At 54.5% G+C, this 25,501-nt stretch carries 20 protein-coding genes; 10 read left to right on the plus strand and 10 right to left on the minus strand.

Annotated features, from left to right (window positions below; all coding sequences use genetic code 11):
• The 3 genes from AAEY27_RS11035 to AAEY27_RS11045 are packed head-to-tail and all read right to left on the minus strand — an operon-like array spanning position 1 to position 4,127.
• The gene (locus AAEY27_RS11035) at positions 1 to 1,377 is read right to left on the minus strand and encodes an efflux transporter outer membrane subunit (RefSeq protein WP_342325378.1); all 1,377 of its coding nucleotides are present in this window, start codon (positions 1,375 to 1,377) and stop codon (positions 1 to 3) included.
• Positions 1,374 to 2,456, minus strand: coding sequence for an HlyD family secretion protein (locus tag AAEY27_RS11040; RefSeq protein WP_342325380.1), 1,083 nt, complete (start codon positions 2,454 to 2,456; stop codon positions 1,374 to 1,376). The genes AAEY27_RS11035 and AAEY27_RS11040 overlap by 4 nt, the downstream gene beginning before the upstream one ends.
• An 18-nt stretch (positions 2,457 to 2,474) precedes the next feature.
• On the minus strand, positions 2,475 to 4,127 hold the full coding sequence (locus tag AAEY27_RS11045; RefSeq protein WP_342325382.1) for an MFS transporter: 1,653 nt from the start codon (positions 4,125 to 4,127) through the stop codon (positions 2,475 to 2,477).
• A gap of 367 nt (positions 4,128 to 4,494) precedes the next feature.
• Here AAEY27_RS11045 and AAEY27_RS11050 point away from each other — a divergent pair, with 367 nt between their 5' ends.
• Entirely contained in the window at positions 4,495 to 5,295 is an 801-nt protein-coding gene (locus tag AAEY27_RS11050; protein ID WP_342325384.1) for a YdcF family protein, read from the plus strand.
• Positions 5,296 to 5,495: 200 nt separating this feature from the next.
• On the plus strand, positions 5,496 to 6,935 hold the full coding sequence (gene aldA / locus AAEY27_RS11055) for an aldehyde dehydrogenase (RefSeq protein WP_342325385.1): 1,440 nt from the start codon (positions 5,496 to 5,498) through the stop codon (positions 6,933 to 6,935).
• A gap of 34 nt (positions 6,936 to 6,969) precedes the next feature.
• Here aldA and AAEY27_RS11060 read toward each other — a convergent pair whose 3' ends face one another.
• Entirely contained in the window at positions 6,970 to 7,896 is a 927-nt protein-coding gene (locus AAEY27_RS11060; protein WP_342325387.1) for an alpha/beta hydrolase, read from the minus strand.
• Between the two features lie 35 nt (positions 7,897 to 7,931).
• Positions 7,932 to 8,933 carry a type I glyceraldehyde-3-phosphate dehydrogenase gene (gap, locus tag AAEY27_RS11065; protein WP_342325389.1) on the minus strand — a complete coding sequence of 334 codons (1,002 nt, stop codon included), beginning with the start codon at positions 8,931 to 8,933 and terminating at the stop codon, positions 7,932 to 7,934.
• Positions 8,934 to 9,124: 191 nt separating this feature from the next.
• Here gap and cybB point away from each other — a divergent pair, with 191 nt between their 5' ends.
• Together cybB and AAEY27_RS11075 are read left to right on the plus strand one after the other, a co-directional pair.
• Positions 9,125 to 9,655 carry a cytochrome b561 gene (gene cybB, locus AAEY27_RS11070; protein ID WP_342325391.1) on the plus strand — a complete coding sequence of 177 codons (531 nt, stop codon included), beginning with the start codon at positions 9,125 to 9,127 and terminating at the stop codon, positions 9,653 to 9,655.
• A gap of 205 nt (positions 9,656 to 9,860) precedes the next feature.
• Positions 9,861 to 11,186 (plus strand): MFS transporter, encoded by a 1,326-nt coding sequence (locus AAEY27_RS11075; protein WP_425294664.1) that lies wholly within the window; start codon positions 9,861 to 9,863, stop codon positions 11,184 to 11,186.
• A 108-nt stretch (positions 11,187 to 11,294) separates the two neighbouring features.
• Here AAEY27_RS11075 and AAEY27_RS11080 read toward each other — a convergent pair whose 3' ends face one another.
• Entirely contained in the window at positions 11,295 to 11,636 is a 342-nt protein-coding gene (locus tag AAEY27_RS11080) for an anti-adapter protein iraM (protein ID WP_342325392.1), read from the minus strand.
• A 303-nt stretch (positions 11,637 to 11,939) separates the two neighbouring features.
• Between AAEY27_RS11080 and AAEY27_RS11085 the strand changes: the two genes are divergently transcribed.
• The 5 genes from AAEY27_RS11085 (at position 11,940) to AAEY27_RS11105 (ending at position 16,453) form a co-directional block, all read left to right on the plus strand.
• Complete coding sequence (locus AAEY27_RS11085) at positions 11,940 to 12,227, plus strand: LysE family transporter (RefSeq protein ID WP_342325393.1); 288 nt, start codon at positions 11,940 to 11,942, stop codon at positions 12,225 to 12,227.
• Positions 12,228 to 12,610: 383 nt separating this feature from the next.
• Complete coding sequence (locus tag AAEY27_RS11090; protein ID WP_342325394.1) at positions 12,611 to 13,021, plus strand: hypothetical protein; 411 nt, start codon at positions 12,611 to 12,613, stop codon at positions 13,019 to 13,021.
• A 156-nt stretch (positions 13,022 to 13,177) separates the two neighbouring features.
• Positions 13,178 to 13,453, plus strand: a complete 276-nt coding sequence (locus AAEY27_RS11095) for a metal/formaldehyde-sensitive transcriptional repressor (RefSeq protein ID WP_342325396.1) — start codon at positions 13,178 to 13,180, stop codon at positions 13,451 to 13,453.
• Between the two features lie 32 nt (positions 13,454 to 13,485).
• Entirely contained in the window at positions 13,486 to 14,604 is a 1,119-nt protein-coding gene (locus tag AAEY27_RS11100; RefSeq protein ID WP_342325398.1) for an S-(hydroxymethyl)glutathione dehydrogenase/class III alcohol dehydrogenase, read from the plus strand.
• Positions 14,605 to 14,758: 154 nt separating this feature from the next.
• The gene (locus AAEY27_RS11105) at positions 14,759 to 16,453 is read left to right on the plus strand and encodes a methyl-accepting chemotaxis protein (protein WP_342325400.1); all 1,695 of its coding nucleotides are present in this window, start codon (positions 14,759 to 14,761) and stop codon (positions 16,451 to 16,453) included.
• Positions 16,454 to 16,575: 122 nt separating this feature from the next.
• Here the strand turns inward: AAEY27_RS11105 and AAEY27_RS11110 are convergent, their stop codons facing one another.
• The 4 genes from AAEY27_RS11110 to AAEY27_RS11125 form a co-directional block, all read right to left on the minus strand.
• Positions 16,576 to 17,538 (minus strand): DUF3829 domain-containing protein, encoded by a 963-nt coding sequence (locus tag AAEY27_RS11110; protein WP_342325401.1) that lies wholly within the window; start codon positions 17,536 to 17,538, stop codon positions 16,576 to 16,578.
• Between the two features lie 285 nt (positions 17,539 to 17,823).
• Positions 17,824 to 20,205 carry a membrane-bound PQQ-dependent dehydrogenase, glucose/quinate/shikimate family gene (locus tag AAEY27_RS11115; RefSeq protein ID WP_342325402.1) on the minus strand — a complete coding sequence of 794 codons (2,382 nt, stop codon included), beginning with the start codon at positions 20,203 to 20,205 and terminating at the stop codon, positions 17,824 to 17,826.
• A gap of 256 nt (positions 20,206 to 20,461) precedes the next feature.
• Positions 20,462 to 22,759: an FdhF/YdeP family oxidoreductase gene (locus AAEY27_RS11120; protein ID WP_342325404.1), complete on the minus strand. Its 2,298-nt coding sequence runs from the start codon at positions 22,757 to 22,759 to the stop codon at positions 20,462 to 20,464.
• A 139-nt stretch (positions 22,760 to 22,898) separates the two neighbouring features.
• Complete coding sequence (locus tag AAEY27_RS11125; RefSeq protein WP_342325406.1) at positions 22,899 to 23,822, minus strand: LysR substrate-binding domain-containing protein; 924 nt, start codon at positions 23,820 to 23,822, stop codon at positions 22,899 to 22,901.
• Positions 23,823 to 24,124: 302 nt separating this feature from the next.
• Here AAEY27_RS11125 and hglS point away from each other — a divergent pair, with 302 nt between their 5' ends.
• A complete protein-coding gene (gene hglS, locus AAEY27_RS11130; RefSeq protein WP_342325408.1) occupies positions 24,125 to 25,468 on the plus strand; it encodes a 2-oxoadipate dioxygenase/decarboxylase HglS in 1,344 nt (447 codons plus the stop codon).
• Positions 25,469 to 25,501: the final 33 nt, after the last annotated feature.

Below are 25,501 nucleotides of genomic sequence, written 5' to 3' on the forward strand. Positions count from 1 at the left end.
TTAATTCAGCCCGGACCAGCCACCTCCCAACGCGCGATAAAGATCGACCTGCGCCAATAACAGGTTATTTTTCACCTGCACGGCGCTCAGTTGGGCGGAAAACAGCGTGCGTTGCGCATCGAGCACGTCTAAGTAAGAGGAGTAGCCGTTACGATAACGGTTTTGCGCAATGCGCAACGTCTCCTGCGCGACCTGCTGTTGGCCCTCAAGCTCGGTCAACTGCTCGCCAAGCCGGGTAATGGCATCCAGACTGTCGTTAACCTCTTTGAAAGCGCTACGAACGGTCTTTTCATAGGTGTAGAGCGCCTGATTGCGCTGCGACATTGACACATCCACTTGCGCATTCAGCGCCTGGCGGTTCAGCAACGGCGCGAGAATACTGCCGCCCAGGCTCCATAGCCGTAGCGGGTTATCCAGCAAACCGGGCAGGGTGTCATCTTGCATACTGCCGGTCGCTGTCAGGTTGATTGACGGCAATAATTTCGCCTGTGATGACGCAAGCGTGGCGTCGGCGGCGACCAACTGGCGCTGCGCCTGCACAATATCCGGGCGCCGGTTCAGTAACGTTGATGGCAATTGCGACGGCAGTTTGAGCGGCGTCAGCGCGGCAAACGCATTGCGATCAAGGGTTCCGGGATTATTGCCGAGCAACAGGCTTAAGGCATTTTCCTGCTGGCTTATCTGGTGTTGTAGCACTGGAACCTGCGCGCGCGCCGTGCGTAATTCCGCGTCCGATTGCATCAACTCCAGCCGGGAAGTATAGCCTGTTTCATACTGACGCCGGGCGAGCTGCAAGGCATCTTCGCGCGCTTTAAGTGTTGAGCGGGTCACTTGCAACTGCTCATCCAGCGACAACAGCGTGAGATAACCGGACGCCACATTAGTCGCGACCGTTAAATCGGCGGCGGCCGCCGCGGCTTTCTGCGCTTCCAGCGACGCATCAGCCGCCCGTGACGCGCTGCGGCTGGCACCCCAAATATCGACATCGTAACTGGCGGTCAAATTGCCTTTATAGACGGTGCTGTGAATCGGCAGGCCGGTCGCGGCGGATTGTGAGCGGGCGCGCGTGCCGGAAAAGCCCGCGTCCAGTTCGGGAAACAATGCGCTGTCGGCGGCGTAAACACGCGCCTGGTATTCATTAACCCGTTCGCGGGCAATTAGCACATCGCTGTTGTGGCGCAGGGCCTGATCGACATAACGGTTTAACTGGCTATCGTGGAAATTGCGCCACCAGACACTGTCTGTTTTGCTGGCGGGGCCTGCATCGTTACGCCAGGCGGCGGGGATCTGTAATGACGGCTGCGCTTTTTCAACATCGGCGGACTGGCAACCCGCGAGCACAAGGCTCAGTGCAACAACGGCGGGATGCAGCCTCATTTCTGCGCCTCCCGCGTATCAATGCTCACCTGCACGGACATGCCAGGACGCAGACGCGCTACCTCTTCCGCTTTGCCTTCAACCTGAATTCGCACCGGAATGCGCTGGGCGATTTTGACAAAGTTTCCAGTGGCGTTATCCGGGCTAATCGCGCTGAATTCAACGCCAGTGGCGGGGGAAATACTCTCCACGCGCCCGGTAAAGGCATCGCCGTTCAGGGCATCGACGGTAAACCGCACCGGTTGGCCAATCAGCACATCGGCCAGTTGCGTCTCTTTCAGGTTCGCAATCACCCAGCGCTGCGACGGCACCAGCGACGTAAGGTGAGTTCCAGCGGCGACATACGCACCCAACCGCACGCTGATTTGCCCCAGTTGCCCGTCGCGCGGCGCGACAATGCGCGTGTTTTGCAGGTCGATTTGCGCCAGTTCCAGCGCGGCTTTGGCATTTTCCACATCCGCCTGCAATGACGCGCGGTTAACGATGGTGGTTTGCAGATCCTGGCGCGACATCTCAAGGGTCGCTTGCGCCTGGGCAATATTCGCCGTGTTTTGCGCGGCGGTGGCGAGCGCCGCATCACGCTCACGCACGGAAAGCGAACCATCGGCGGTCAACTCTTTAACGCGTTTTAAATCCGCCTGTGATTGAAGATTTTGCGCTTTGGCACTGGCGAGGGCGGCTTCGTTTCGCGCAATCACCGCCTGGGCGCTTTTACGCTGCTGGAGATTGTTCTCAAGGGCCGCTTTTTTCATCGCCAGTGTGGCTTTCGCCTGATCGACGCGCTGGCGGTAAATGCGGTCATCGATCTGCATAATCAGATCGCCTTTTTTTACCACCGTAAAGTCCTGCACCGGCACGTCGGTGATATAGCCATTCACCTGCGGGCTGATAAACGTTGTTTGTCCGCGCACGTAGGCGTTATCCGTGAACTGCGTGTGGCGGGTAAACGGCGGCAGTTGCCAGGCGTACAGGATCACCAGTACGCCCACAATGCCAATAGCGGCGGCGCTGAAGAGGGAAACAATTCGCACATTGCTGCGGGTATTGGCCCGCTCTTTCGCTGCGTCCTGCTGACTCATTAGATACTCCGATAAAAATTATTTGGTTCCAGTTGCCCGCTTCAGTGCAAGACGGGCCGTAATACGCAGGCGCAACAAGCGCCATAAAATCCACAACAGCGTCGCGGCGGCAATACTTGCCGTCAGCAGATAAGTATCGTTGTAAGCCAGAATATTCGCTTCCAGCGTAGAGACGTTTTGCAGTTGCGTGGCCGCTTGCGTGCTGAGCAACGCGCTGTCGCCAATCATGCTCTGGTACAACTGGCTGTAAAGTTGCAAGCGGTCATTGACCAGCGGGTTTAATGTCGTGAGCTGATCGGCCAGCAAACTGGAGTGATACTTTTCGCGCCAGGTCTGGAAGGTGCCGAGAATCGCGGAACCCATCAGACCGCCGATGTTCTGGCTCATGCCGAACAGCACAGAGAAACTGACCAGGTTGCGCGGTTCGGCCACCACGCCGCCGATGCCCGCCAGCATCGCCGGGGCGATAAAAAACGCGCTGGCAAAACCGAGCAGGAACTGGCTAATCATCAACTGATCCGGGCGCGTCAGGCTGGTTGACTGGCTGTCCATCAGCGAGGCGATAATCATCAGCACCAGCGACGTAACAATCGGCCACGCCAGCCGTTGCGGTTTGATCGTCAGGCAACTGGCGGCAATACCGCAAATAATCCCCGCAAGAATCGACCAGGCCAGCCGCGTCATCTGCTCATTTTGCAGCCCGACATATTGCAGCCAGCCAAAAACACCGGTGTTCTGCTCGGCGAGCACAATGCGGATCAACAGCATAATCAGCCCGAGGCGCACAATACTGCCGCTGGAAAGCCAGCGTGTGTTAAGCAGCGGGTTGCTGCGGTTGTGCTCAAACACAATCGCCGAGACAATCAACACCAGCGAGCTTGCCAGCGCCCAGCCAATCCACGGCGCTTCAAACCACCAATCGAGGCGGCCCATTGAGAGCACCGCACAGAGCAGCGCCATGCCGGGGGCGAGCAAAAAGAAGGTGATGAAATCTTTCTTCTCAAACACCTGTTTGCGGTCGCCCGGCGGCAGTTTCAGCGCGATAACGCAACCGAGAGAAATCAGCGCCAGCCCAAGTTCAAACAGATACAAACCGCGCCACTCGTCCAGTTGCAACAGTTCCGTTGAGAACAGGCGAGCAATGGGGATCGCCAGCGTCGAGCCAGTGATGCCGATGGTGAGCGCTTTCAAGCGGTGTTTCGCGGGCCAGGCCTGAATCTGGTAATAGATGCCGAGCGAACTGAGCGCCGCCGCCACCATACCGTGCGCGGCGCGGACAAGCAGCGCCGAACTGAGATCGTTAATAAACAAATGGAAGAAGGTGACCAGCACATAGAGCACCAGGAACCCTTCCGTAAAGGCGCGCAAACCATACTGCTGGCGGAATTTCACCAGCAACAGGTTGATTGAGACATTGGTCATCACATACACCGCTGGCAGCCAGGCGATTTCTGTCGACCAGGCGGCAAAGGTGCCTTGCAGGTTTTGCAGGTTCGCGGTCACCATCGCGTTGCCGAGCGCGCCGGTCATGCAGACCAGCAAGCCGACAATGCCATAAGCGATGCGTCGCGGCGTGCTGTGCCAGGGCGTGGAGGGGGAGCCCAGCAGCATTGGTTTTTCGTGGGCGGCCCATTCACGAGGCGCGTAAGGATCGCTTTTCGGCAAGCGCATTATTTGTCGACCTTATGAGAAGCCATTTCACCCAGAGACAGAAAAAACAGATAAAAAATGCAAAAGTTGCGGTTATCCATGAAGACCTAAAAATTGACCAGCTGAATAGTTAGGGGGCTAACGATTCTACGTGCGCCCATAAATGCATTGCAAGTGCATAACAAAAATATAGATTACGCACGGAAAGCAATCGGCTTAAGTGTTCAGAAATTCATAACAATCAAGGTGACAGTGTCACCATAAAAGCGATTATTTCAGAGTATATCGATTGAGTTACAGAAACTTACAGGAACAGGTTTAGGAGTGATCCGCTATTCAGAACCTGTTGACGCGGTAGTCTGTATACAGTAACGCGAAGGAGGTATTGATGCTGAAGACAACTTTTCCCGCTTTGCCGGAGCCGACGCTAGCTGCCGCGAACACGCTCGGGGAATGGCTGGCGCAGAATGATTTTGTGGGTAAACCAGCACCGGTGCGTGCAGATGTGGTGATCCTGGCGGGTAACGCCGTGATCCCGACAATTGATGCGGCATGTGCGCTGGCGGCGGCGCAACAAACGCCGTTGCTGATTAGCGGCGGCGTCGGCCATTCGACGACCTTCCTCTATTCGGCGATTGCCCGTCACCCGCGTTATAACGTGATTCGCACCACCGGGCGGGGTGAAGCCGCGATTCTGGCCGACATTGCCCGCCAGTTCTGGAAACTGGATGACAAACAACTCCTGATTGAAGACCGCTCGACCAACTGCGGAGAAAACGCCCGTTTCAGCGTCGATATGCTCATCACTAAAGAAATCAAACCGAAGACAGTCATGGTGATGCAGGATCCGACCATGCAGCGCCGCACAATGGCGACCTTTGCCCGCGTCAGCGAGCAATGTAACGATGCGCCGCACTGGTTGAGCTGGCCGGGTTTAACCCCATTACTGATCAACACGGACAACGGGCTGGAGTTTCAGCCTCGTCAGCGCGGTCTGTGGTCGGTGGAACGCTATTTGTCTCTGCTATTGGGCGAGATCCCGCGTCTGCGTGATGATGCCAACGGTTACGGGCCGAATGGCCGTGACTACCTTGTTCACGTTGATTTTCCTCAACATATTGAAGATGCCTGGCAGGTTTTGCACACGGACCGCACCCTCGCCGAGGCCATGTCCTTCCGTTCGTTGTAAAGCCAATGCCCGTTTGCGCCAGCCGTATCGCAAACGGGCATGCCTGCTTCGCCAGTTGCTATTTTTTTGCCCACTTTTCTCTGCTCTTTTATGCGTTCTCTCACAAAAGCGGCGTATCTGCCTGGGAAATTTGCCGTCTGAAGATAGATTTTTAACAATGAATTCACTTGTTAAAAACAATGTAATTACAGGAGCGGATCATGACGGCACCCGTACAACACCCTATGTTTATTGATGGGCAATTTGTCAGCTGGCACGGGGACAAATGGCTCGACGTCGTCAACCCGGCGACAGAGGAGATACTGGCGCGCATTCCCGACGGCAGCGCGGAAGATGCCCGCAAAGCGATTGATGCCGCCGAACGCGCGCAACCCGCCTGGGAAGCACTACCGGCCATCGAACGCGCGGGTTGGCTGCGAAAAATCGCCGCCGGCATTCGTGAAAAAGCCAGTGAGATCAGCGCATTGATCGTGGCTGAAGGCGGCAAAATCCAGCAACTGGCGGAAGTGGAAGTCGCGTTTACCGCCGATTACATCGACTATATGGCGGAGTGGGCGCGCCGCTATGAAGGTGAAATCCTGCAAAGCGATCGCCCTAACGAGAATATTTTTGTTTTCAAACGCGCCCTCGGCGTCACCACCGGCATTTTGCCGTGGAACTTCCCGTTCTTCCTGATCGCCCGCAAAATGGCGCCCGCACTGATCACTGGCAACACAATTGTGATCAAACCGAGCGAGTTCACGCCGAACAACGCCATTGCGTTTGCCAAAATCGTTCACGATGTGGGATTGCCAAAAGGTGTCTTTAACCTCGTGTTGGGGCGCGGGGAAACCGTCGGCCAGGAACTGGCAGGCAACCCGAAAGTAGCGATGGTCAGCATGACCGGCAGCGTCGGCGCGGGTGAAAAAATCATGGCGGCGGCGGCGAAAAACATCACCAAAGTGTGCCTCGAACTGGGCGGCAAAGCCCCGGCGATTGTGTTGGATGATGCGGATCTGGAACTGGCAGTGAAAGCGATTGTCGATTCGCGCGTCATCAATACCGGGCAGGTATGTAATTGCGCCGAGCGCGTTTATGTGCAAAAAGGCATTTACGACCGCTTTGTGAACCGCCTTGGCGATGCGATGAAAGAGGTGCAGTTTGGCGACCCGGCGCAGCGTAACGACATCGCGATGGGGCCGCTGATCAATGCCGCCGCGCTGGAGCGGGTTGAGCAAAAAGTATCGCGCGCGGTTTCCGAAGGGGCGCGTGTGGTGCTGGGTGGTAAACCGGTGGTCGGCACCGGCTATTTCTACCCGCCAACGCTGCTGCTGGATGTCACCCAGCAGATGGCGATCATGCACGAAGAAACCTTCGGCCCGGTGTTGCCGGTGGTGGCGTTTGACACCCTGGATGAGGCGTTAGCGATGGCGAACGACAGTGATTATGGCCTGACGTCGTCGGTCTACACGCGGGATCTGAATACAGCCATGAAAGCGGTGCGCGGGCTGAAATTTGGCGAAACCTACATCAACCGCGAGAACTTCGAGGCGATGCAAGGTTTCCATGCCGGCTGGCGCAAATCGGGTATCGGCGGAGCGGATGGGCGCCACGGCCTAAACGAATATCTGCAAACGCAGATGGTTTATCTGCAATCCTGATGAACGTGGCCCCCGCCTGATGCGGGGGCGCGTTTCACACTTTTGTCGCTATCCACGCCATCATTAATTCCGGCCAAATCGCCACTGGCAACCCCAGCGCATCGCGAATGCCGAAACCGTGTTTTCCCTGCTCGAACAGATGCATTTCCACCGGCACACCCAGGCGGCGCAATGCGCTAAACATCACCACACTGTTTTCCACTTTCACCGCAGGATCATCGACCGCATGCAATAAAAAAGTGGGCGGCGTTTGCGCGTCCGCCATTTGCTCGGCGGAGTAATGGTGAATCTGCTCATCGTTGGGGGTATCGCCAATCAACTGCTGGCGCGACATAGGGTGGTCGATCTCGGCATGCATGGTGATGACCGGGTAGACCAGCGCCATAAAGGCCGGGCGAGCGCTCTGTTCATCGACAGTATCCAGCGGGGTGTAAACCGGCTCGTTATAACGCGTGCCTAAACTTGCCGCCGCGTGTCCTCCGGCAGAAAACCCCATAATGCCAAGACGCTGCGGGTCGATGCGCCACTCGGCTGCGCGCGTACGAATCACGCGCATCGCGCGCTGGACATCGGCGAGCGGGGCGTCAGCGCCTTCGGCGTGCCCATCGCCCGGCAAGCGGTAAGTCATCACAAATAAGGTGTAGCCTTTGGCGTTAAAAACCGGCGCCAGCGCGCTGCCTTCTTTATCTAACACCACGCGGCGATATGAACCGCCCGGCGTCACCAGAATGCCGACACCGTTGGGGTTTTGCGGCGCATAAACCGTGATTTCCGGGGCGCGAACGCCGGTGACAGAACGGTCGAATGGCGAGGGGCCAGTGTGTTGCTCTTCAAGTTGAAAACGGACCGGGCTGACACTGGCGCCCGAAGCCTCGCCCTGCGGCCAGACGGGGAAGGTCGTTGCGTGCTGAACCGCCACGTCCATTAAGGTTAACAAATCTTGCGGGGTGATATTTCTCACTCGTTCTCCTTCGTTGCCCGATGGCGCTGCATCATTCACAACGCGCGATATTTCTCCAACACACGCACCAATTGGGTGACAAAACCGTATTCGTTATCGTACCAGGCGACGGTTTTTACCAGTTGCAAATCGCCCACTTCGGTGACTTCGGTCTGCGTGGCATCAAATAAAGAACCGAAATGGCTACCAATCACATCGCAAGAGACAATCTCGTCATCGGTGTAACCGAAGGATTCATTATTTTCGGTCGCCTTTTTCAGCGCCTGATGAATGTGATCCACCGTCACTTTTTTCTCTAGCACCGACACCAGTTCGGTGACGGAACCGGTTTTGACCGGTACGCGCTGGGCATGGCCTTTCAGTTTGCCGCTCAGCGCCGGGATCACCAGACCAATCGCTTTCGCCGCGCCGGTAGTATGAGGAATGATATTTTCCGCGGCGGCGCGGGAGGCACGCAGATCTTTACCGCGTGGGCCATCCACCAGGGCTTGCGTACCGGTATAGGCGTGAATAGTGGTCATGGTGCCCGCTTTAATGCCGAAACTGTCGTGCAACACTTTTGCCATTGGCGCCAGGCAGTTGGTGGTGCAGGAAGCGACAGAAATAATGGTGTCCTGCGCGTCGATGGTGTCGTCATTAACGTTGTAGACCACCGTTTTCATTTCGCCCGCAGGTGCGGAGATCAACACTTTCTTCGCCCCGGCATCAATATGCGCCTGGGATTTCTCGGCAGACGTATAAAAACCGGTGCATTCAACAATGATTTCCGCCCCGGCGCTGCGCCACGGAATATACTTCGCCTCTTTTTCGGCATAAACGATGATGGTTTTGCCATCGACGATCAGCGCGTCTTCGGTGAAATCGACACTCCAGCCAAACGGGCCGTAGTTAGAGTCGTGCTTTAACAAATAGGCCAGTACTTTCGGTGAAGTCAGATCGTTGATCGCGACCACTTCCGCGCCGCTGTTGGTTTCCAGAAGACGACGTAAGACCAGGCGGCCGATGCGCCCAAACCCATTGATGCCAATTTTACTCATAATTCTCTCCAGTCGGGATGTCACCCTTCATCGTTATGCACTACATCAGTGATAACCTGGCGGGCGGTATTGGGCAAACGAATAGCATTCAGCGAAGGCTAAGTTGCTGAAAATTGATAAAGAAAAGTTAATGAATTTTTAAGCAAAGCTCGTTATGTTGAAGGCCGGTCCGTTCGTTTTGGGGTTTCTTTATGCGTAGCAAATATTCCGGCGTACAAATCGCCATCCACTGGTTGGTATTTTTGTTGGTGGTCGCGGCTTATTGCGCCATGGAGTTTCGCGGGTTCGCGCCGCGCAGCTACCGCCCGTATTTCAATATAGTCCATGTCTCTTGCGGCATCTCGATTCTGGTGCTGATGGTGGCGCGCTTGTTGGTCAGGCTGAAAAAAACCACACCGCCGATTGTGCCGAAGCCCTCAGCGATGATGACCGGGCTTGCTCATCTTGGGCATTTGGTGATTTATCTGCTGTTTATCGCCTTGCCGATCCTCGGCCTGCTGATGATGTACAACCGTGGCGGCCCGTGGATTGCGTTTGGCATTGTGATGCCGCATGCCGCCGAGGCGAATTTCGATTTGGTCGATGTGTTTAAGGAATACCATGTGTTGCTGGCAACGCTGGGTTATTACGTCATTGGTCTGCATGCCGCTGCCGCGCTGGTGCATCATTATTTCTTCAAAGACAATACGCTGCTGCGCATGATGCCGAAAAAACGCGATTGATGCCCTGCCGGAGGGCGCTGAACGCCTATCCGGCCTACAAAAATCCTTTCCCTTTTGTGCGATTAAAATGTGATCCTGTCTGGCTTTTCGCCGCGAAAAGCCGGGTGGAAATCACATTTTACGCCATCTGTGCTGTGCGCAATTCGTACAAGCGGTGTAGATAGTATATCTATTATAGAAACACTATCGAGGAGGGAGGGGGAAAATGACACAGCCAGTTCAGGAATCACTCGATCGCATGTCCGCTCAAGAACAGGCCTCCGGGTCGCGAAAATTACGCAAAGTGCTGCTCGCCACTGGTATCGGCCACTTTGTCGAATGGTTTGACTTTGGGCTGTACGGGACGCTGGCGGCGATTATCGGCCTGCAGTTTTTCCAGTCGGCAAACCCCAGCGTGGCGTTGCTCTCATCGTTCGCGGTGTTTGGCGCGGGCTTTATTATGCGCCCGCTTGGTGGCTTGTTTTTCGGTTCGCTGGGCGATCGAAAAGGGCGGCAAAAAGTGCTGGCAACGGTGATTTTGCTTACCTCCGGCGCGACATTCGTCATGGGCTTGCTGCCGACGTATCACCAGATTGGTATTAGCGCCACGGTGTTGCTGGTGATCACGCGCCTGGTGCAGGGGTTTGCGGCTGGAGGCGAAAGTTCGGGGGCAACGACGTATCTGGCGGAATATGCGCCGACCGAACGCCGCGGCTATTTTACCTGCTGGATCGATAACTTCGGTTTTATGGCCTTTGTTGTCGGTTCCGGGCTGGTTTTCCTGCTGACCGCGACGCTCGGTGAAAGCACGATGAACGACTGGGGTTGGCGCATTCCGTTTTTGATCGCCGGTCCGCTGGGTTGGGTTGGTCTGTATCTGCGAAAGCATCTTGAGGATTCGCCGGAATTCCTCGATGCCATGAAAAACGGGCAGGTCGAAGCCGCACCGCTGCGCAAAGCCGTCACGACCGCCTGGGGCGCATTGTTATTCTGCGTAGGGTTTGTGGTGATCAAAGCCGTAGGGCACTGGACGCTGCAAACGTTTATGCCTAGTTACCTCTCCACCGAGCTGCACTTTAGCAAGCTGAACGCTTACGCCATCACGACGATTGGCCTGTTTTCCGTTGCCGTGCTGGTGCCGTTTATGGGGTATCTGTCGGATAAATACGGACGAAAACCGCTGATGCTGGCAGGCTGCACCGGGTTTATTCTGCTCAGCTACCCGGCAATGATGGTGATGGCCAACGGCGATGTGCTCTCGGCAGTGTTAGCGATGGTGATGCTTGGCGCGTTTATCGCCGCGTTTGATGGCGCCTGTACAGCCGCAATGGCTGAACTGTTCCCAACCAGCGTGCGCTACGGCGGGCTTTCTATTGCCTACAATTTTGCTGTCGCGTTTTTCGGCGGTATCACGCCATGGTTCTCTGCTTACCTCATCACCAGCACCGGTGATAAATTCTCACCCGCGTTTTATGTGATGGGCGCGGCGCTGATTACGTTCCTCACCGTGTTGCGCGCCCGTGAAACAGCAGGGCAACCGCTAAAACGTTAATTGCTTGCCCGGTGGGAATGTTCACCGGGTTATTAGTTGGTCGAAATATCTTGTATTTGGACAAATTATTAGCAGATCAAGAATATAATATATCGACGTAGCAGTAACTTATGAGACCATCTTAATGCCATAAGGACAAAGCTCAAATAAACACCCATGTTGTTGATCACATGTTCGCAAAGAAATATTATCATTTCCTGGACAATGGCAACTATTTTTTAATTTTTCCCAGGTGTGATGGAAATAGGGCATGGTATGAATAACGCTAAATTGGTGCATTTTCCCATTGACGATAATACCTTTTGCATCAGTCTGTAAGCTATTGTTTGGGCGAAGAAAATAGTCTCCTTTATACCAAACAATCACCGATTTTCCCGCCGAATTGCTGGCCACAGCGAATGCCGTACCCGTGGTGGGAGAAACTAACATATCCGTAATATTCCAGCGCATACATCCTCCTTGCTGATTATTTACTTTTTCCACTAAGAACAATCTTAGCAAATAAATAAGAAGAATCTAAGGTAAATAATTTTATTTAAGGAGTGCTGGACAAACCCAAAAGTTATTTAACTACTTTTACGCTTTATATTGATGTGGCACAAATAGTGCTGGCTATATGACCACTCCAAAATAATCGTCGGATGAATACATCGTGGTTTGTTTGATACCTGATCTGGCTGGTAGTGAAGATCTTTCGCGGTGCAGCGCAGCCCTATGATTCTTAACTTGAGCACGGGCAGGGCGCACAAAGGAATGTGGAAAACTTTCCGCGATGGCCTGGTTATCCAGCTGAGTAATCCTAAAACCGCATTTGTATTTGCGTCCGTTTTTACAGCGCTGCGGCCTGCAAATATCTCATCTGCGTTCTATTGCATCATCCCACTGATGAGTTTCGTCATTGATGCAGGCTGGTATGCGCTGGTCTCTATTTTGTTGTCCTCTGCAAAACCCCGCCGGGTTAAGACAGCGATAGATAAAACGTCGGCCACAGTGCTGAGCCAGCTGGGCATAAAGCTGATTTTCTCGCCGATGTCTAAGTGATGTAAAGCGCGCGCCCTGATTCCCACTCCCATATGTCCCGTCCACGCGGAATAGGGCCGAGATCGCCGCACAGTGCATTTTAATAATGGCTGCCGTATTTAATATTCACATAACTCATCATATCCTAAATATACATTTGCAAATCCAATAAAGCGGAATGCAAATGCGTCAGTCACGCTGGATTTTTTATTCATATTTAATATTTAGCCTCGGTTGGACGCCTAATTCCTCATAACTTGAGGATGGTTCACATCACAAGAATTTATTCCGGGATAAAACATCCTCGATGAAAAATAACATATGCATTCGGTATTTCTTCGTAACGTAAATGTTTTATTTTCATTTCAACTGATTTATACAAGATCCATAACATGGAGAAATAAATGAAAAAGGCAATAGCGACTATTGCAGGGGCGGTTTTGTTATCAGGATGCGCAACGATTATTGGCGATAAAACCCAGCTTGTTCAGGTCAATAGCGACCCTGCTGGCGCAGAGTTCAAGATCCAGGATGAAACTGGCAGGGTGGTATCTCATGGGAAAACACCCCAGGGTGTTACGCTGGACAAATCTGATGGTAGCTATTTTGGTGGTAAACATTATCAAATCACATTCACGCGTGAAGGATATGCACAAACTACGCTGCCTGTGAAATCGACACCTAACGGTTGGTATATTGGTGGAAATCTTCTGTTTGGCGGTTTAATTGGTTATCTGGTTGTGGATCCTTTTAATGGCGGTATGTACACGCTTACTCCAAAGGAAGCGAATGGAATTATGCAACCGCAACCCTAAAGACTCATATAATTTACAGCACGATATTAAACCTCGCTCTCGCGAGGTTTTTCATTATTCATATTTCCGCGGAAGTTTTTACTCAACGCACTCATCCATTTACATCGTGTTGTAAATCACGTTACCATACCCCCCCATAGTATCTACGGAGGTTCTATGCCCCATTCACCTGAAGACAAAAAGCGGGTTCTGACGCGGGTGCGGCGCATTCGTGGTCAGGTTGACGCACTGGAGCGCGCGCTGGAAAGCGGCGAGCCGTGCATCGCGATTTTGCAGCAAATCGCCGCCGTGCGCGGCGCAGCCAACGGCCTGATGGGCGAAATGGTTGAAATTCATCTTAAAGACGAGCTGGTCGCAGGCGACACCACCGCCGATCAACGTGCGGTTCGCATGGCAGAAGTCGGCCATCTTTTGCGCTCTTATCTAAAATAAGCATCACGGTTCTCACAAAAAGGAAAAGACATATGAAATCACGTGCAGCTGTGGCCTTCGGTCCGGGCCAGCCTCTCAAAATCGTTGAGATCGACGTTGCGCCGCCGAAAAAAGGCGAAGTACTGGTACGTATCACCCATACCGGCGTCTGCCACACCGATGCATTTACCTTGTCCGGTGACGATCCGGAAGGTGTTTTCCCGGCAGTGCTGGGCCATGAAGGCGGCGGTATTGTTGTTGAAGTGGGCGAGGGCGTCACCAGCCTAAAACCAGGCGACCATGTTATTCCGCTGTACACTGCCGAATGTGGCGAGTGTAAATTCTGCAAATCTGGCAAAACCAACCTTTGCCAGGCCGTTCGCGCCACCCAGGGCAAAGGCCTGATGCCAGACGGCACTACTCGCTTCTCCTACAACGGCGAGCCGATTTATCACTACATGGGCACCAGCACGTTTAGCGAATACACCGTGTGTGCGGAAATCTCGCTGGCAAAAGTGAACGAGCAAGCGCCGCTGGATAAAGTCTGCCTGCTCGGCTGCGGCGTAACCACCGGCATTGGTGCAGTTCACAACACGGCGAAAGTAAAAGAGGGTGACACCGTGGCGATCTTTGGCCTCGGCGGCATCGGCCTGGCAGCAATTCAGGGCGCAGTACAGGCGAAAGCCGGTCGCATTCTGGCGATTGATACCAACCCGGATAAATTCCCGCTGGCAAAAGAGATGGGGGCCACCGACGTTATTAACCCGAAAGATCATGATCGTCCGATTCAAGAAGTGATTGTTGAGATGACCGACGGCGGCGTGGACTTCAGCTTTGAATGCATTGGCAACGTCAATGTCATGCGCGCCGCGCTGGAATGCTGCCACAAAGGCTGGGGCGAAAGCGTCATTATCGGCGTGGCGGGCGCGGGCCAGGAGATCAGTACCCGTCCGTTCCAGTTAGTGACAGGCCGCGTATGGCGCGGTTCCGCATTCGGCGGCGTGAAAGGCCGCAGCCAGTTGCCGGGCATGGTTGAAGACGCAATGGCAGGCAAAATCCGCCTCGACCCGTTCATCACTCACCGTCTGCCGCTGGATCAAATCAACGAAGCGTTTGATCTGATGCACGAAGGCAAATCCATTCGTACCGTCATCCATTTCGGCGATAAATAATCCCCCCTCACGCCAGCGGGTCCTCCGCTGGCGCTACCAAACTCCAAATCTGTGACCGCCTTGGCGCTTTTAGCCATAAGAAAAATCCAATTATTGCCGATGCCTATATATCATTCCGGTTGTACGTATCAGACAAATATGAGAGTCGATAGCCATGGATAACAAAGCAGCAATGCAAAAAACACAAGGCATTGGATTTATGCACAATATTCGATTGGTTCCCCTGTTTTCCTCCATACTCGGCGGCATTTTGGTGCTGTTTGCCTTAAGTTCTGGTCTGGCGGGATATTTCCTGATGCAAGCGGATCGCGACCAACAGGATGTAACGCAGGAAATCCAGGTGCGCATGGGTTTATCCAATAGTTCCAACAACTTACGCATAGCGCGTCTTAAACTGATTCACGCAGGCGCGGCAAGCCGTATCGCAGAAATGGACGATATGAAAAAAAATATCGCCGAAGCGGAAAAACGCATCGCGCAATCGCTGGATGGCTTCAAGCAATACATGGATCGCTCGGTGAAAACCCCGGCCGATCTGGCGCTGGATGACGATCTCACTACCCGCTTTAACGCCTACAACGCGGGCATGCAACCGATGCTGAAATATGCCAAAAACGGCATGTTCGAAGCGATCATCAACCACGAAAGTGAGCAAGCACGCCAGTTGGATGATGCCTTTAACGAAGTGCTGCTAAAAGCCATCCAGATCCGCACCGATCGCGCGCAACATCTGGCGGATGAAGCGCACAGCCGTACGCAACTGGGCCTGATGTTTATGGCCGCCGCATTCGCCTTCGCGCTGGTGTTAACCATCATCACCTTTACCGTGTTGCGTCGCGTGGTCATTAACCCGCTGCAACGCGCGGCTCAGCGTATTTCCCGCATCGCTTCCGGGGATTTGACCGTTGCCGATGAAGCCGCCGGTCGCAGCGAAATTGGCCGCCTGAGCAAAGATCTGCAAGCGATGCAGCACTCGCTGGTGACCACCGTCGCTACGGTGCGCCAGGGCGCGGAAGAGATCTATCGTGGTACCAGCGAAATTTCTGCCGGTAACACCGATCTCTCTTCGCGTACCGAACAGCAGGCGGCGGCGATTGAAGAAACCGCTGCCAGCATGGAGCAACTGACTGCAACCGTGAAACAGAACGCCGACAACGCGCATCACGCCAGTGGTCTGGCGCGCGACGCTTCCGGCAAAGCGACCAAAGGCGGGCAGATTGTTTCCGGCGTGGTGCAAACCATGGGCAATATCACCACCAGTTCGCGCAAAATCTCTGAAATCACCGCAGTGATTAACAGCATCGCTTTCCAGACCAATATTCTGGCGCTGAATGCCGCCGTCGAAGCCGCCCGTGCCGGTGAGCAGGGCCGTGGCTTTGCGGTGGTCGCCAGCGAAGTGCGCACCCTGGCAAGCCGCAGTGCGCAGGCAGCGAAAGAGATTGAGGCGTTGATCAGCGAATCGGTCACCCTGATTGAGCAAGGTTCCGGTGAAGTGGTTTCCGCCGGGGAAACGATGGATGATATCGTGACGGCGGTAAAACGCGTGACCGATATCATGCTGGAAATCGCCGCCGCGTCGGATGAGCAGAGCAAAGGCATCACGCAAGTGAGCCAGGCCATTACCGAGATGGACAACGTGACGCAGCAGAACGCCTCGCTGGTCGAAGAAGCGTCTGCCGCCGCGACGTCGCTGGAAGAGCAGGCCGCGCGTCTGACCGAAGCGGTAGACGCATTCCGTCTGTCGGAAGACGCACCGCAGCGCCAGAGCAGCAACTCGACGCCAACGGCAAAACCCTTTACGCCACAGCGACCTGCGCTGACAAATGGCGATAATTGGGAAACGTTCTGATAAAAAAGAGGCTGGAAATTCCGGCCTCTCACTTATATGCCCGCCAATTTGTCGAGTGGCGCTGACGCTTACCCGACCTACAAAATCCATAGGCCTGATAAGGCGTAGCCGCCATCAGGCGATTAGCATTTACCCATATTGATGGCGCTGATCATATTGTTGTAATTCTGCAACAGAGATTTCGCGTCCTGCGTCTGCTGAGACTCCATCAACCTGAACTGTTTGGGTTCTTTGGCTTCTTTTTCATACTCGCCATTTTCGGTGCGCTCAATCGCATCGCGGCCTTTAGACAGGTAAGCGTTGGCGGTAAACAGCAAATTCGAGCAGCCAACTTTGTTATGTTCGCGCATTTTGGCGTCATAAGCGGTGAGCATGCTGTTGAGCTGATTAAGCGCAGTCTTAAACGCGTCTTTCTTATTGCCCAGACCTTCGCCATTAATAAAGTCACCGGCGGCATCCATGCTCTCTTTGAGATAGTAAATTGAACCCATGCGGTAGTACTCGAGGGTGTCTTTTTTCGTTTTCTCAAATTCCGCTTTGATACGCGCGCGGTCTTTCGCGTCAATGCCATTCAGGAAGTCAGCCTGCGCAACCACCAGGCTCTGCATGTTGGTCAGGTAAGCCGGTTGGACTTCGCGGCCATGATCGCCATTGTCGCTTTTATAGGTTTTCGCGCCGATGTAATTATACAGATCGCGGCTGACCGGCCCGGCTTTCGCCAGTGCTTCGCTATACATGCGCGCCGGTTCGTCCAGCTCGGCCATCGCCGGCTTCATGGCGCGGGCTTTGTCTAACTGCTGTTGAATTCGGTCCATCGCACCTGGCTCAGAAAAGAACAGGTCTTTCATCGGCTTTTTGCCGTCAAAAACGGGTTTAATGTACTTCTCGTACTGCGCCAGATCGTTGCCAAACGAGGACGACGCCATATTGGCTGCCTCAACATAGGCGTTGTATTTCACCACTTCAGCCTGTTCGGCAGAGATTGGCGGTTCCTGCGGTTTGTCAGCGTTTTTATCGTCACAGGCCGACAGTGCAAAAAAGCAGGCGGCAACGGCCAGCGATCGCGCGATGTGTTTTGCGAACATCCCATTCTCCTTGTCCAAAATGCAAAAAATGTTTTTTTATTCCTCACCAAACCGATGAGCGGGGCACAGAGTAGCATCAATGCATCCCTGTTCTGGTGCGTGCTACTTGATTTGGTAGGTGGCGTGTCTGAAAAACGCCGTAGGCCTGATAAGGCGCAGCCGCCATCAGGCAATGATGCCGCTGCTTTTTTTGCCGGATGGCGCGTAAACGCTTATCCGGCCTACAAGAATCTTCGCCACCGGGCACAAAAAAGGCCCGAAGATTCGGGCCTTATAAGCGACAGATTACTGCTTATCCGGTAGCGCATACGCAATGATGTAATCGCCGCGATCCGGCGATTGACGCGCACCGCCCGCATTGATAATCACATACTGCTTACCGGTTTTCGGTGACACATAGGTCATCGGGCCGGACTGGCTGCCAACCGGCAGACGGTCTTTCCAGACTTCTTTCCCGGTGGCGGTATCAAACGCGCGCAGGTAGAAATCTTGAGTACCGGCGAAGAACAACAGCCCGGACTGCGTGGAAAGTGACGCGCCAAGCGTCGGCATGCCAATTGGAATCGGCATATGCATGCGAATCCCCAGCGGGCCAGTATCCTGCACGGTGCCGACCGGAACCTGCCACACCAGTTTGCCAGTAGAAAGATCGACTGCTGACATCGTGCCGAACGGCGGTTTCTGGCACGGAATACCCAGCGGTGACAGGAAACGTTCGCGCATCGCGCCAAACGGCGTACCGTCCATCGGCACAATTCCCATCTCGATGCCGCTGGCATTTTTCGCCACGTTCGCGCGCGGCACCATATAGTTCGCCAGACCCAGACGCATATCGTTGACAAACATCAGGTTGTTGTTCGGATCGACAGAAACGCTGCCCCAGTTCATCCCGCCAAGCGAGCCTGGGAATTGCAACGAGCGATCCAGCCCCGGCGGGGTGAAGACGCCCTGGTGGCGCATCGATTTAAACGCAATACGGCAGATCAGCAGGTCGATCGGCGTCGCGCCCCACATGTCGGACTCTTTCAGCGTCTGGTTGCCAATCATCGGCATGCCAACAGAGTACGGCTGTGTCGGCGAATAACGCTCGCCCTGCACATTACCGGCCGGAACCGGGCGCTCTTCCACCTTCGCCACCGGCTCGCCGGTTTCACGGTTGAGCATAAAGATCATGCCCTGTTTACTGATCTGCACCAGAACCGGGGTGGTGTGACCTTTGCCATCTGGCAAGTCAAACAGCAGCGGTTGCGCAGGCAGGTCGAAGTCCCACAGATCGTGGTGCGTGGTCTGGTAATGCCAGCGCACTTTACCGGTGGTCGCATCTACCGCAACAATCGACGAGCTGTATTTATCATCCAGCGCGGTACGTTCGCCGGCCCAGAAATCCGGGGTGGCGTTGCCGGTTGGCAGGTAAACCAGGTTGAGTTTGGCGTCATACGACATTGCCGACCACACATTCGGCGTGCCGCGTGTGTAGGTCTGGCCTTCCGGTGGCAGGCCGGTGAGGTTCGGGTTACCCGGATCCCACGCCCAGGCCAGTTTACCGGTGTGAACGTCATAAGCCCGTACCACGCCCGGCGGTTCGCCCGTTGAGAAGTTATCCGCGACGCGACCGCCAACCACCACCACATTCCCGGCGACAAGCGGTGTGGAAGTTTGCTGGTAGTAACCCGGTTTCACTTCGCCCATACCCACGCTCAAATCGACCACACCGTTATCGCCAAAGTCGTCGCAGACTTTGCCGGTATCGGCATTGATCGCAATCAGACGTGCATCAGTGGTCGGCAGGAACAGGCGACGCGGGCAGGCGGCAGGCGAGGTGTTCTGCGCCGGAGAGGCAGCAACCAGGGTCTCTTCAAAATAACCAAGACCGCGGCAGCGTTGCCAGTTTGGTGCTGTGGCTTTTGAGTCGTAACGCCATTTCTCTTTGCCGGAATCAACATCCAGCGCCAGTACTTTGCTGTACGGCGTACAGACATACAGTGTGTCGCCAATTTGCAGCGGCGTGTTCTGATCTTCCGCACCAGAGCCGTTGCTCACCGGGATATCGCCGGTATGCGCAACCCAGGCAACCTGCAACTGGTTAACGTTCTGCTTATTGATCTGATCAAGTGCCGCAAAACGATCGCCGTGGGTGGTATTGCCCCAGTGTTTCCAGTCCTGTTGCGTGGTGCCAGGCGCGACCGGTTTAACCGGCACGTTTTCCGTGGCATCAATCACATTCCAGGTTTTGAACATGCCGCCCGCGCTCAGCAACAGCAGCACCGCCAGCACGGCGGCAACGCTGAATGACGACTTACGAACAGGCGTCACGTTTTGTTGCGCGCGCAGTAATGGCCATAACAGCGCCGCGAGGAAAGCCAACACGCCAAAGGTGAACAGGCGCGAGAACAGCGGCCAGAATGACCAGCCCGCGTCGCTAACCGCCCAGATGATGGAAACAATAAACGCCAGCGCGTAAAGCAGAATGCCGCTGGTGCGATTTTTGATGATTAAGCCTGCCGCGACAAGCATGACCACGCCCATGACGAGGAAGTAAACCGTGCCGCCGACGGCGACAAGCCTGTAACCGAGTATGCCAATAGCCAGACCGATGACAATCATCAGAACGGCGAGTAACCACTTCAGGATGCTAGCGAACCTGTGTGGCGTGCTGCCAAATGCCATGTCCTTCTCCTTAAAACACACCATCCTTCAGGTCGAGAGGGAGATTTCCATCTGAACCAAATGGATAACTTTTGAAGGGATGTTGTTATGAACGAAAGGCCTTAAACCTTTTTTATCGTGAAATGAAACACCATAAGAAACCTGAATGAACCATATGGTGAATCGACAGTATGATAAATCTGTTAAATTGTTTTGCGCAATTGTTAAAAATTAAGATCGCATTATTTGAGAACGCCCGCAGACGCAGGCGTTTTTATCAGGCAATACGCAGGGTTTCGCGCGCTTGTGCAGGGGTAACGGTGACCGGAATCGATTTTGACGTAGGCGTGCCGGTTCCATCCCCAAAGCGGGTAAGAGGAACCAGGGGGTTCGTTTCCGGGTAATACGCGGCCAAATTACCGCGCGGGATGTCATAAGACACCAGGCGGAAATCCTCAACGCGGCGCACAACGCCATCCGTCGATTGCGTTTCGATATTAACGCGATCGCCGTCCTGCAAACCGAGCGCGTTGATATCTTCCGGGTGCATAAATAACACATCGCGTTGACCGTAAACCCCACGGTAGCGGTCGTCGAGGCCGTAAATCGTGGTGTTGTACTGGTCATGGGAACGCAGCGTTTGCAGTACAAACGGCGCGTCGACTTCCGGGCAAACCGCGTGTGGCAGTGCCGCAGCACTGAATTCTGCTTTGCCAGACGGCGTAGTAAAACGCAGCTCGGCGGCGGCATTACCCAGCCAGAAGCCGCCAGGTTCTTCACAGCGGGCATTGAAGTTCTGAAAACCGGGCAGGGTAGCGGCAATATGATCGCGGATCAGAGTGTAATCATCCGCCAGGGCCAGCCAGTCCAGTTTTTCGTTGCCAAGCGTGGCGTGCGCGATACCGGCGACAATCGCCGTTTCCGAACGCTGGCTGGCTGAGAGCGGTTTACCGATCCCTTCCGAGGCATGCACCATGCTGAAGGAATCTTCCACGGTGACAAACTGGCGGCCGCTGGCCTGCACATCTTCTTCGGTGCGACCCAGAGTCGGCAGGATCAGCGACGCTTTACCCGGCATTAAATGGCTGCGGTTCAGCTTAGTGCTGATATACACCGTCAGGCCGCAGCGGCGCAGCGCCTCGCAAGTCAACGGCGTATCCGGCGCGGCAGCGGCCAGGTTTCCGCCCAACGCCAGCAGTACTTTCACTTCATCGCGCAGCATCGCCTGAATGGCTTCCACAGTGTGATGACCGTGTTCGCGCGGCGGCTCGAAATGAAAGTGGCGGGCCAGGCTGTCGAGCAGTGCAACGGGCGGTTTCTCATCAATGCCCATTGTGCGGTTGCCCTGCACATTACTGTGCCCACGCACCGGACACAGCCCGGCGCCCGGTTTGCCAAGATGGCCGCCGAGCAGTTGCAGGTTCGTAATTTCGCGTACTGTGTCCAGCGAATGTTTATGTTGAGTAATGCCCATCGCCCAGGTGCAGATCACGCGTTTGGCACGCTGCCAGACGGCAGCGGCATCGCGCAGTTGCTGTTGGTTCAGGCCAGATTGCTGCTCAATGGTTTGCCAGTCGGTGGCATCGATTTGCGCAAACCACGCGTCAATGTTCTGCGTGTGCTGCGCAATAAACGCATCATCAAAAATACTGTCTTCACCTTTTGCCAATCGCTGGCGCTGCGTTTCCAGCAACGCTTTGGCGATCCCGCGTACCGCCGCCATATCACCGCCGAGGTTCGGCTGGTAATAAGAGGAGCTGATGACACCGGCCTTCGGCGTTACCACTTCCAGCGGTTTTTGCGGATCGGCAAAACGCTCCAGACCACGTTCGCGCAGGGTATTAAAGGTGACGATACGCGCGCCATGATCGGCGGCGTGACGCAGGCTATGCAGCATGCGCGGGTGGTTCGTTCCGGGGTTCTGCCCGAAGACAAAAATAGCATCGGCTTTATCAAAATCGACCAAATGAATAGTACCTTTACCGACGCCGATGCTGCGTTTCAGCCCGGCACCGCTGGCTTCATGGCACATATTTGAGCAGTCCGGGAAGTTGTTCGTACCCACCATGCGCCCGAACAACTGGTAAAGATAAGAGGACTCATTGCTGGCGCGCCCGGAGGTGTACAACTCCAGCTGGTTGGGGTTGTTCATCGCGCGGATATGCTCCCCGATCATCGCGAAGGCGTCATCCCAGGAAACCGGTTCGTAGTGATCTGTTTGCGGGTTGTAGCGCAGCGGTTCGGTCAGGCGCCCCTGGTATTCAAGAAAGTAATCGCTCTGGCGATTCAGCGCCGAGACACTGTGTTGCGCAAAGAAGGTGGCGTCAATCTGGCGACGGGTGGCTTCCCAGGTGACGGCTTTCGCGCCGTTTTCACAAAAGCTGAACGTGCTCTTATTGTCATCGCCCCAGGCACAACCGGGGCAGTCGAAGCCGCGGGCTTTGTTCATGCGCAGTAGGTTGCGCATATTTTTGAGGGCGTTTTTGCTGTCAATAACGAAGCGGGTGGTGGCTTCAAGCGAGCCCAGACCACCGGCAGCAGCGTGGTAGGGTTTGATAGCGGTTTTGAATTTCATCTGTTCTTCCGGATGCGGGTCGTTACGGCGTTAGTCTACGTTGCGTAACAACAACCCTTAATCAACAACCATCTTTTATCACACAATTAACGAAATGTTTACCTGTTGCGCAACGGGAAGAGCAGGGAAGGCTGCCGGATTAATCCGGCAGGGTTTTGCGAATAAAGCTGATCAACGTATGTGCGGCAGGTGGCAGCGCGGTATCCACGCGCGTGATAATGCCAATCGGATCGCCAATGCCCAACTGCGGAATCGGCAGCGCCACCAGTGAACCAAGGCGCAAATCATCTTTCACCGCGCCAGATGGCACAAACCACACATAATCATATTCAACGGTAAGCTGGCGTGATAACGACGCCGACAGGGTTTCGATACAGCCGGACGGCAACGTACAGTTCTGGCTGGAGAGGAGATCTTCAGTATTCTGCCGCGGTACCGTGCCTTGCGGTAATACGACCACCGGCCATTCCAGCACGCGGCTAAGCGTCACCGTGTTTTGCAGCAGCGGATGACGCGGGCGAACCACCAGTTTCAGGGATTCAAGAAAGAGCAGTTCGTAGTTTAAACCACTCATCAGTTCAGGATCAGACATGCGGCCAATGCCGACATCCAGCTCACCGGATTTCAGCCCGGCGAGTAGCATCGGGTTATTGGCGGTAGCGACCTGAATCGTGATATCCGGCTGTTGCTTATGTAACTGGCCGATTACCGCAGGCAAAATGCCCAGCGCGGCAGTAGGGAGCGCGCCAATGCGGATAAGGTCATTTTTTTGTTCGGCCTTATGCGTTAATGACTGCCCGGCAATATTGACCGCGTCCAGCACCCGCACAGCATGGGTAAGAAACTGCTCGCCGACAAGGGTCAGTTGCGCCCCCAGACGACCGCGCTCGAACAGACGTTTGCCGGTCAGTTGTTCAAGTTCATTTAAGGTTTTCGACAGCGCAGGCTGACTTAGGTTAAGGGTTTCTGCCGCGCGCCCCAATGTTCCTTGTTGAGCGACGGCGACGAATGTATGCAAATGGCGCAGGCGAATGCGCTGAGAGAACAGACCGTTTTTTTCCATAAGATGATGTTAAAAACCGAGCGGAACCGGTGGCAAGGGAAATCGTTTAATTTTGATAACTTGATAGCAAAACATTATTAACATTTAATCTTCTTAAGTTACAAATACATTCTCCCCGCAGTGTGACGTAACCAGCAGGTTTTCGGGGTTTTTACGCGAACCTTTTCCATAATCTTTTGTTATGTTCGATTGCGCGCAAAACGTGCGCGTTTTTTGCCACGATCACACTTTGTAAATTTCCCATCACGCGCCTGAGTAGCCTTCTCTACACTCCAGAGAGAGCTGAATGGAGAGATGAGACTATGACGTACAGCACCACTGCTGATGAGATCAGGGAACAATTTTCACAGGCGATGTCGGCAATGTATCAGCAGGAAGTTCCGCAATACGGCACCTTGCTGGAGCTGGTTGCGGATGTAAATCTGGCTGTACTGGAACACAACCCGCATTTGCATGAACAACTGGCGAATGCCGATGAACTCGCGCGGCTCAATGTCGAGCGTCACGGCGCCATTCGTGTTGGTACAGCGGAAGAACTCTCCACTCTGCGACGCATGTTCGCCATTATGGGGATGTTTCCGGTCAGCTATTACGATCTGTCGCAGGCTGGCGTTCCCGTGCATTCCACGGCGTTTCGCCCGATTGACGACGCCGCGTTATGCCACAATCCGTTTCGCATTTTTACCTCGCTGCTGCGTCTTGAACTGATTGAAAACCCAACTCTACGCGACAAAGCGGCGGCGATTCTGGCGAAGCGCGATATTTTTACCCCGGCCTGTCGCCAGTTGATTGAAGTGCATGAGTTAAATGGCGGTTTCACGCCGCAACAGGCGCAGCTTTTTGTTAAAGAAGCGCTGGAAACATTTCGCTGGCACCGCCAGACCACGGTCGATGAACAAACCTATCACGCGCTGCATGATGAACATCGGTTGATTGCCGATGTGGTCTGTTTTCCTGGTTGTCATATCAACCACTTAACCCCGCGCACGCTGGATATTGATCGCGTGCAGGCATTGATGCCGGAATATGGCATTGAGCCAAAAATCCTTATTGAAGGGCCGCCGCGCCGCGACGTGCCGATTTTGCTACGCCAGACCAGTTTTAAAGCGCTTGATGAGCCAGTGCTGTTCAACGGAGAACATCAAGGCACGCATACCGCGCGTTTTGGCGAAATCGAGCAACGCGGTGTGGCGCTCACGGTGAAAGGACGCGCGCTCTATGATCAACTGCTGGCGAGCGCCGGAACGGGCAAAGATAACCTGACGCACCAATTACATTTGCAGGAGGTGTTTAAGGCATTCCCTGACAGTGAAATGTTGTTGCGCAAGCAAGGGTTGGCGTGGTTCCGCTACCGTTTGACGCCTGCCGGAGAAGCGCATCGCCATGCTATTCGTCCCGGTGACGATCCACAGCCATTGATTGAACGCGGTTGGTTGATCGCGCAACCAATCACCTATGAAGACTTTTTGCCGGTCAGCGCCGCCGGGATTTTCCAATCCAACCTCGGCAATGAAACGCAGGCACGCAGCCACGGCAATGCCAGTAAAGCGCAGTTTGAAGCTGCGCTCGGCAGCCCGGTATTCGATGAGTTTGCGCTGTATCAGCAAGCTGAAGAGCGCAGCAAACGGCGTTGTGGGTTGTTATAAAAAGCGAACGAGATGAATAACCATGCAGATTTA

Origin of the sequence: Kosakonia sp. BYX6, from assembly GCF_038449125.1 — a bacterium.
Classification (GTDB): domain Bacteria; phylum Pseudomonadota; class Gammaproteobacteria; order Enterobacterales; family Enterobacteriaceae; genus Kosakonia; species Kosakonia calanthes.

Excerpts from the sequence above, each read along its gene's own strand:
- AAEY27_RS11045 (WP_342325382.1), bottom strand. The coding sequence starts at position 4,127 with ATGCGCTTGCCGAAAAGCGATCCTTACGCGCCTCGTGAATGGGCCGCC.
- aldA (WP_342325385.1), top strand. The coding sequence starts at position 5,496 with ATGACGGCACCCGTACAACACCCTATGTTTATTGATGGGCAATTTGTC.
- gap (WP_342325389.1), bottom strand. The coding sequence starts at position 8,933 with ATGAGTAAAATTGGCATCAATGGGTTTGGGCGCATCGGCCGCCTGGTC.
- AAEY27_RS11040 (WP_342325380.1), bottom strand. The coding sequence starts at position 2,456 with ATGAGTCAGCAGGACGCAGCGAAAGAGCGGGCCAATACCCGCAGCAAT.
- AAEY27_RS11090 (WP_342325394.1), top strand. The coding sequence starts at position 12,611 with ATGAAAAAGGCAATAGCGACTATTGCAGGGGCGGTTTTGTTATCAGGA.
- AAEY27_RS11080 (WP_342325392.1), bottom strand. The coding sequence starts at position 11,636 with ATGCGCTGGAATATTACGGATATGTTAGTTTCTCCCACCACGGGTACG.
- AAEY27_RS11125 (WP_342325406.1), bottom strand. The coding sequence starts at position 23,822 with ATGGAAAAAAACGGTCTGTTCTCTCAGCGCATTCGCCTGCGCCATTTG.
- hglS (WP_342325408.1), top strand. The coding sequence starts at position 24,125 with ATGACGTACAGCACCACTGCTGATGAGATCAGGGAACAATTTTCACAG.
- AAEY27_RS11050 (WP_342325384.1), top strand. The coding sequence starts at position 4,495 with ATGCTGAAGACAACTTTTCCCGCTTTGCCGGAGCCGACGCTAGCTGCC.
- AAEY27_RS11115 (WP_342325402.1), bottom strand. The coding sequence starts at position 20,205 with ATGGCATTTGGCAGCACGCCACACAGGTTCGCTAGCATCCTGAAGTGG.
- cybB (WP_342325391.1), top strand. The coding sequence starts at position 9,125 with ATGCGTAGCAAATATTCCGGCGTACAAATCGCCATCCACTGGTTGGTA.
- AAEY27_RS11075 (WP_425294664.1), top strand. The coding sequence starts at position 9,861 with ATGACACAGCCAGTTCAGGAATCACTCGATCGCATGTCCGCTCAAGAA.
- AAEY27_RS11110 (WP_342325401.1), bottom strand. The coding sequence starts at position 17,538 with ATGTTCGCAAAACACATCGCGCGATCGCTGGCCGTTGCCGCCTGCTTT.
- AAEY27_RS11120 (WP_342325404.1), bottom strand. The coding sequence starts at position 22,759 with ATGAAATTCAAAACCGCTATCAAACCCTACCACGCTGCTGCCGGTGGT.
- AAEY27_RS11035 (WP_342325378.1), bottom strand. The coding sequence starts at position 1,377 with ATGAGGCTGCATCCCGCCGTTGTTGCACTGAGCCTTGTGCTCGCGGGT.
- AAEY27_RS11105 (WP_342325400.1), top strand. The coding sequence starts at position 14,759 with ATGGATAACAAAGCAGCAATGCAAAAAACACAAGGCATTGGATTTATG.
- AAEY27_RS11095 (WP_342325396.1), top strand. The coding sequence starts at position 13,178 with ATGCCCCATTCACCTGAAGACAAAAAGCGGGTTCTGACGCGGGTGCGG.
- AAEY27_RS11100 (WP_342325398.1), top strand. The coding sequence starts at position 13,486 with ATGAAATCACGTGCAGCTGTGGCCTTCGGTCCGGGCCAGCCTCTCAAA.
- AAEY27_RS11085 (WP_342325393.1), top strand. The coding sequence starts at position 11,940 with ATGTGGAAAACTTTCCGCGATGGCCTGGTTATCCAGCTGAGTAATCCT.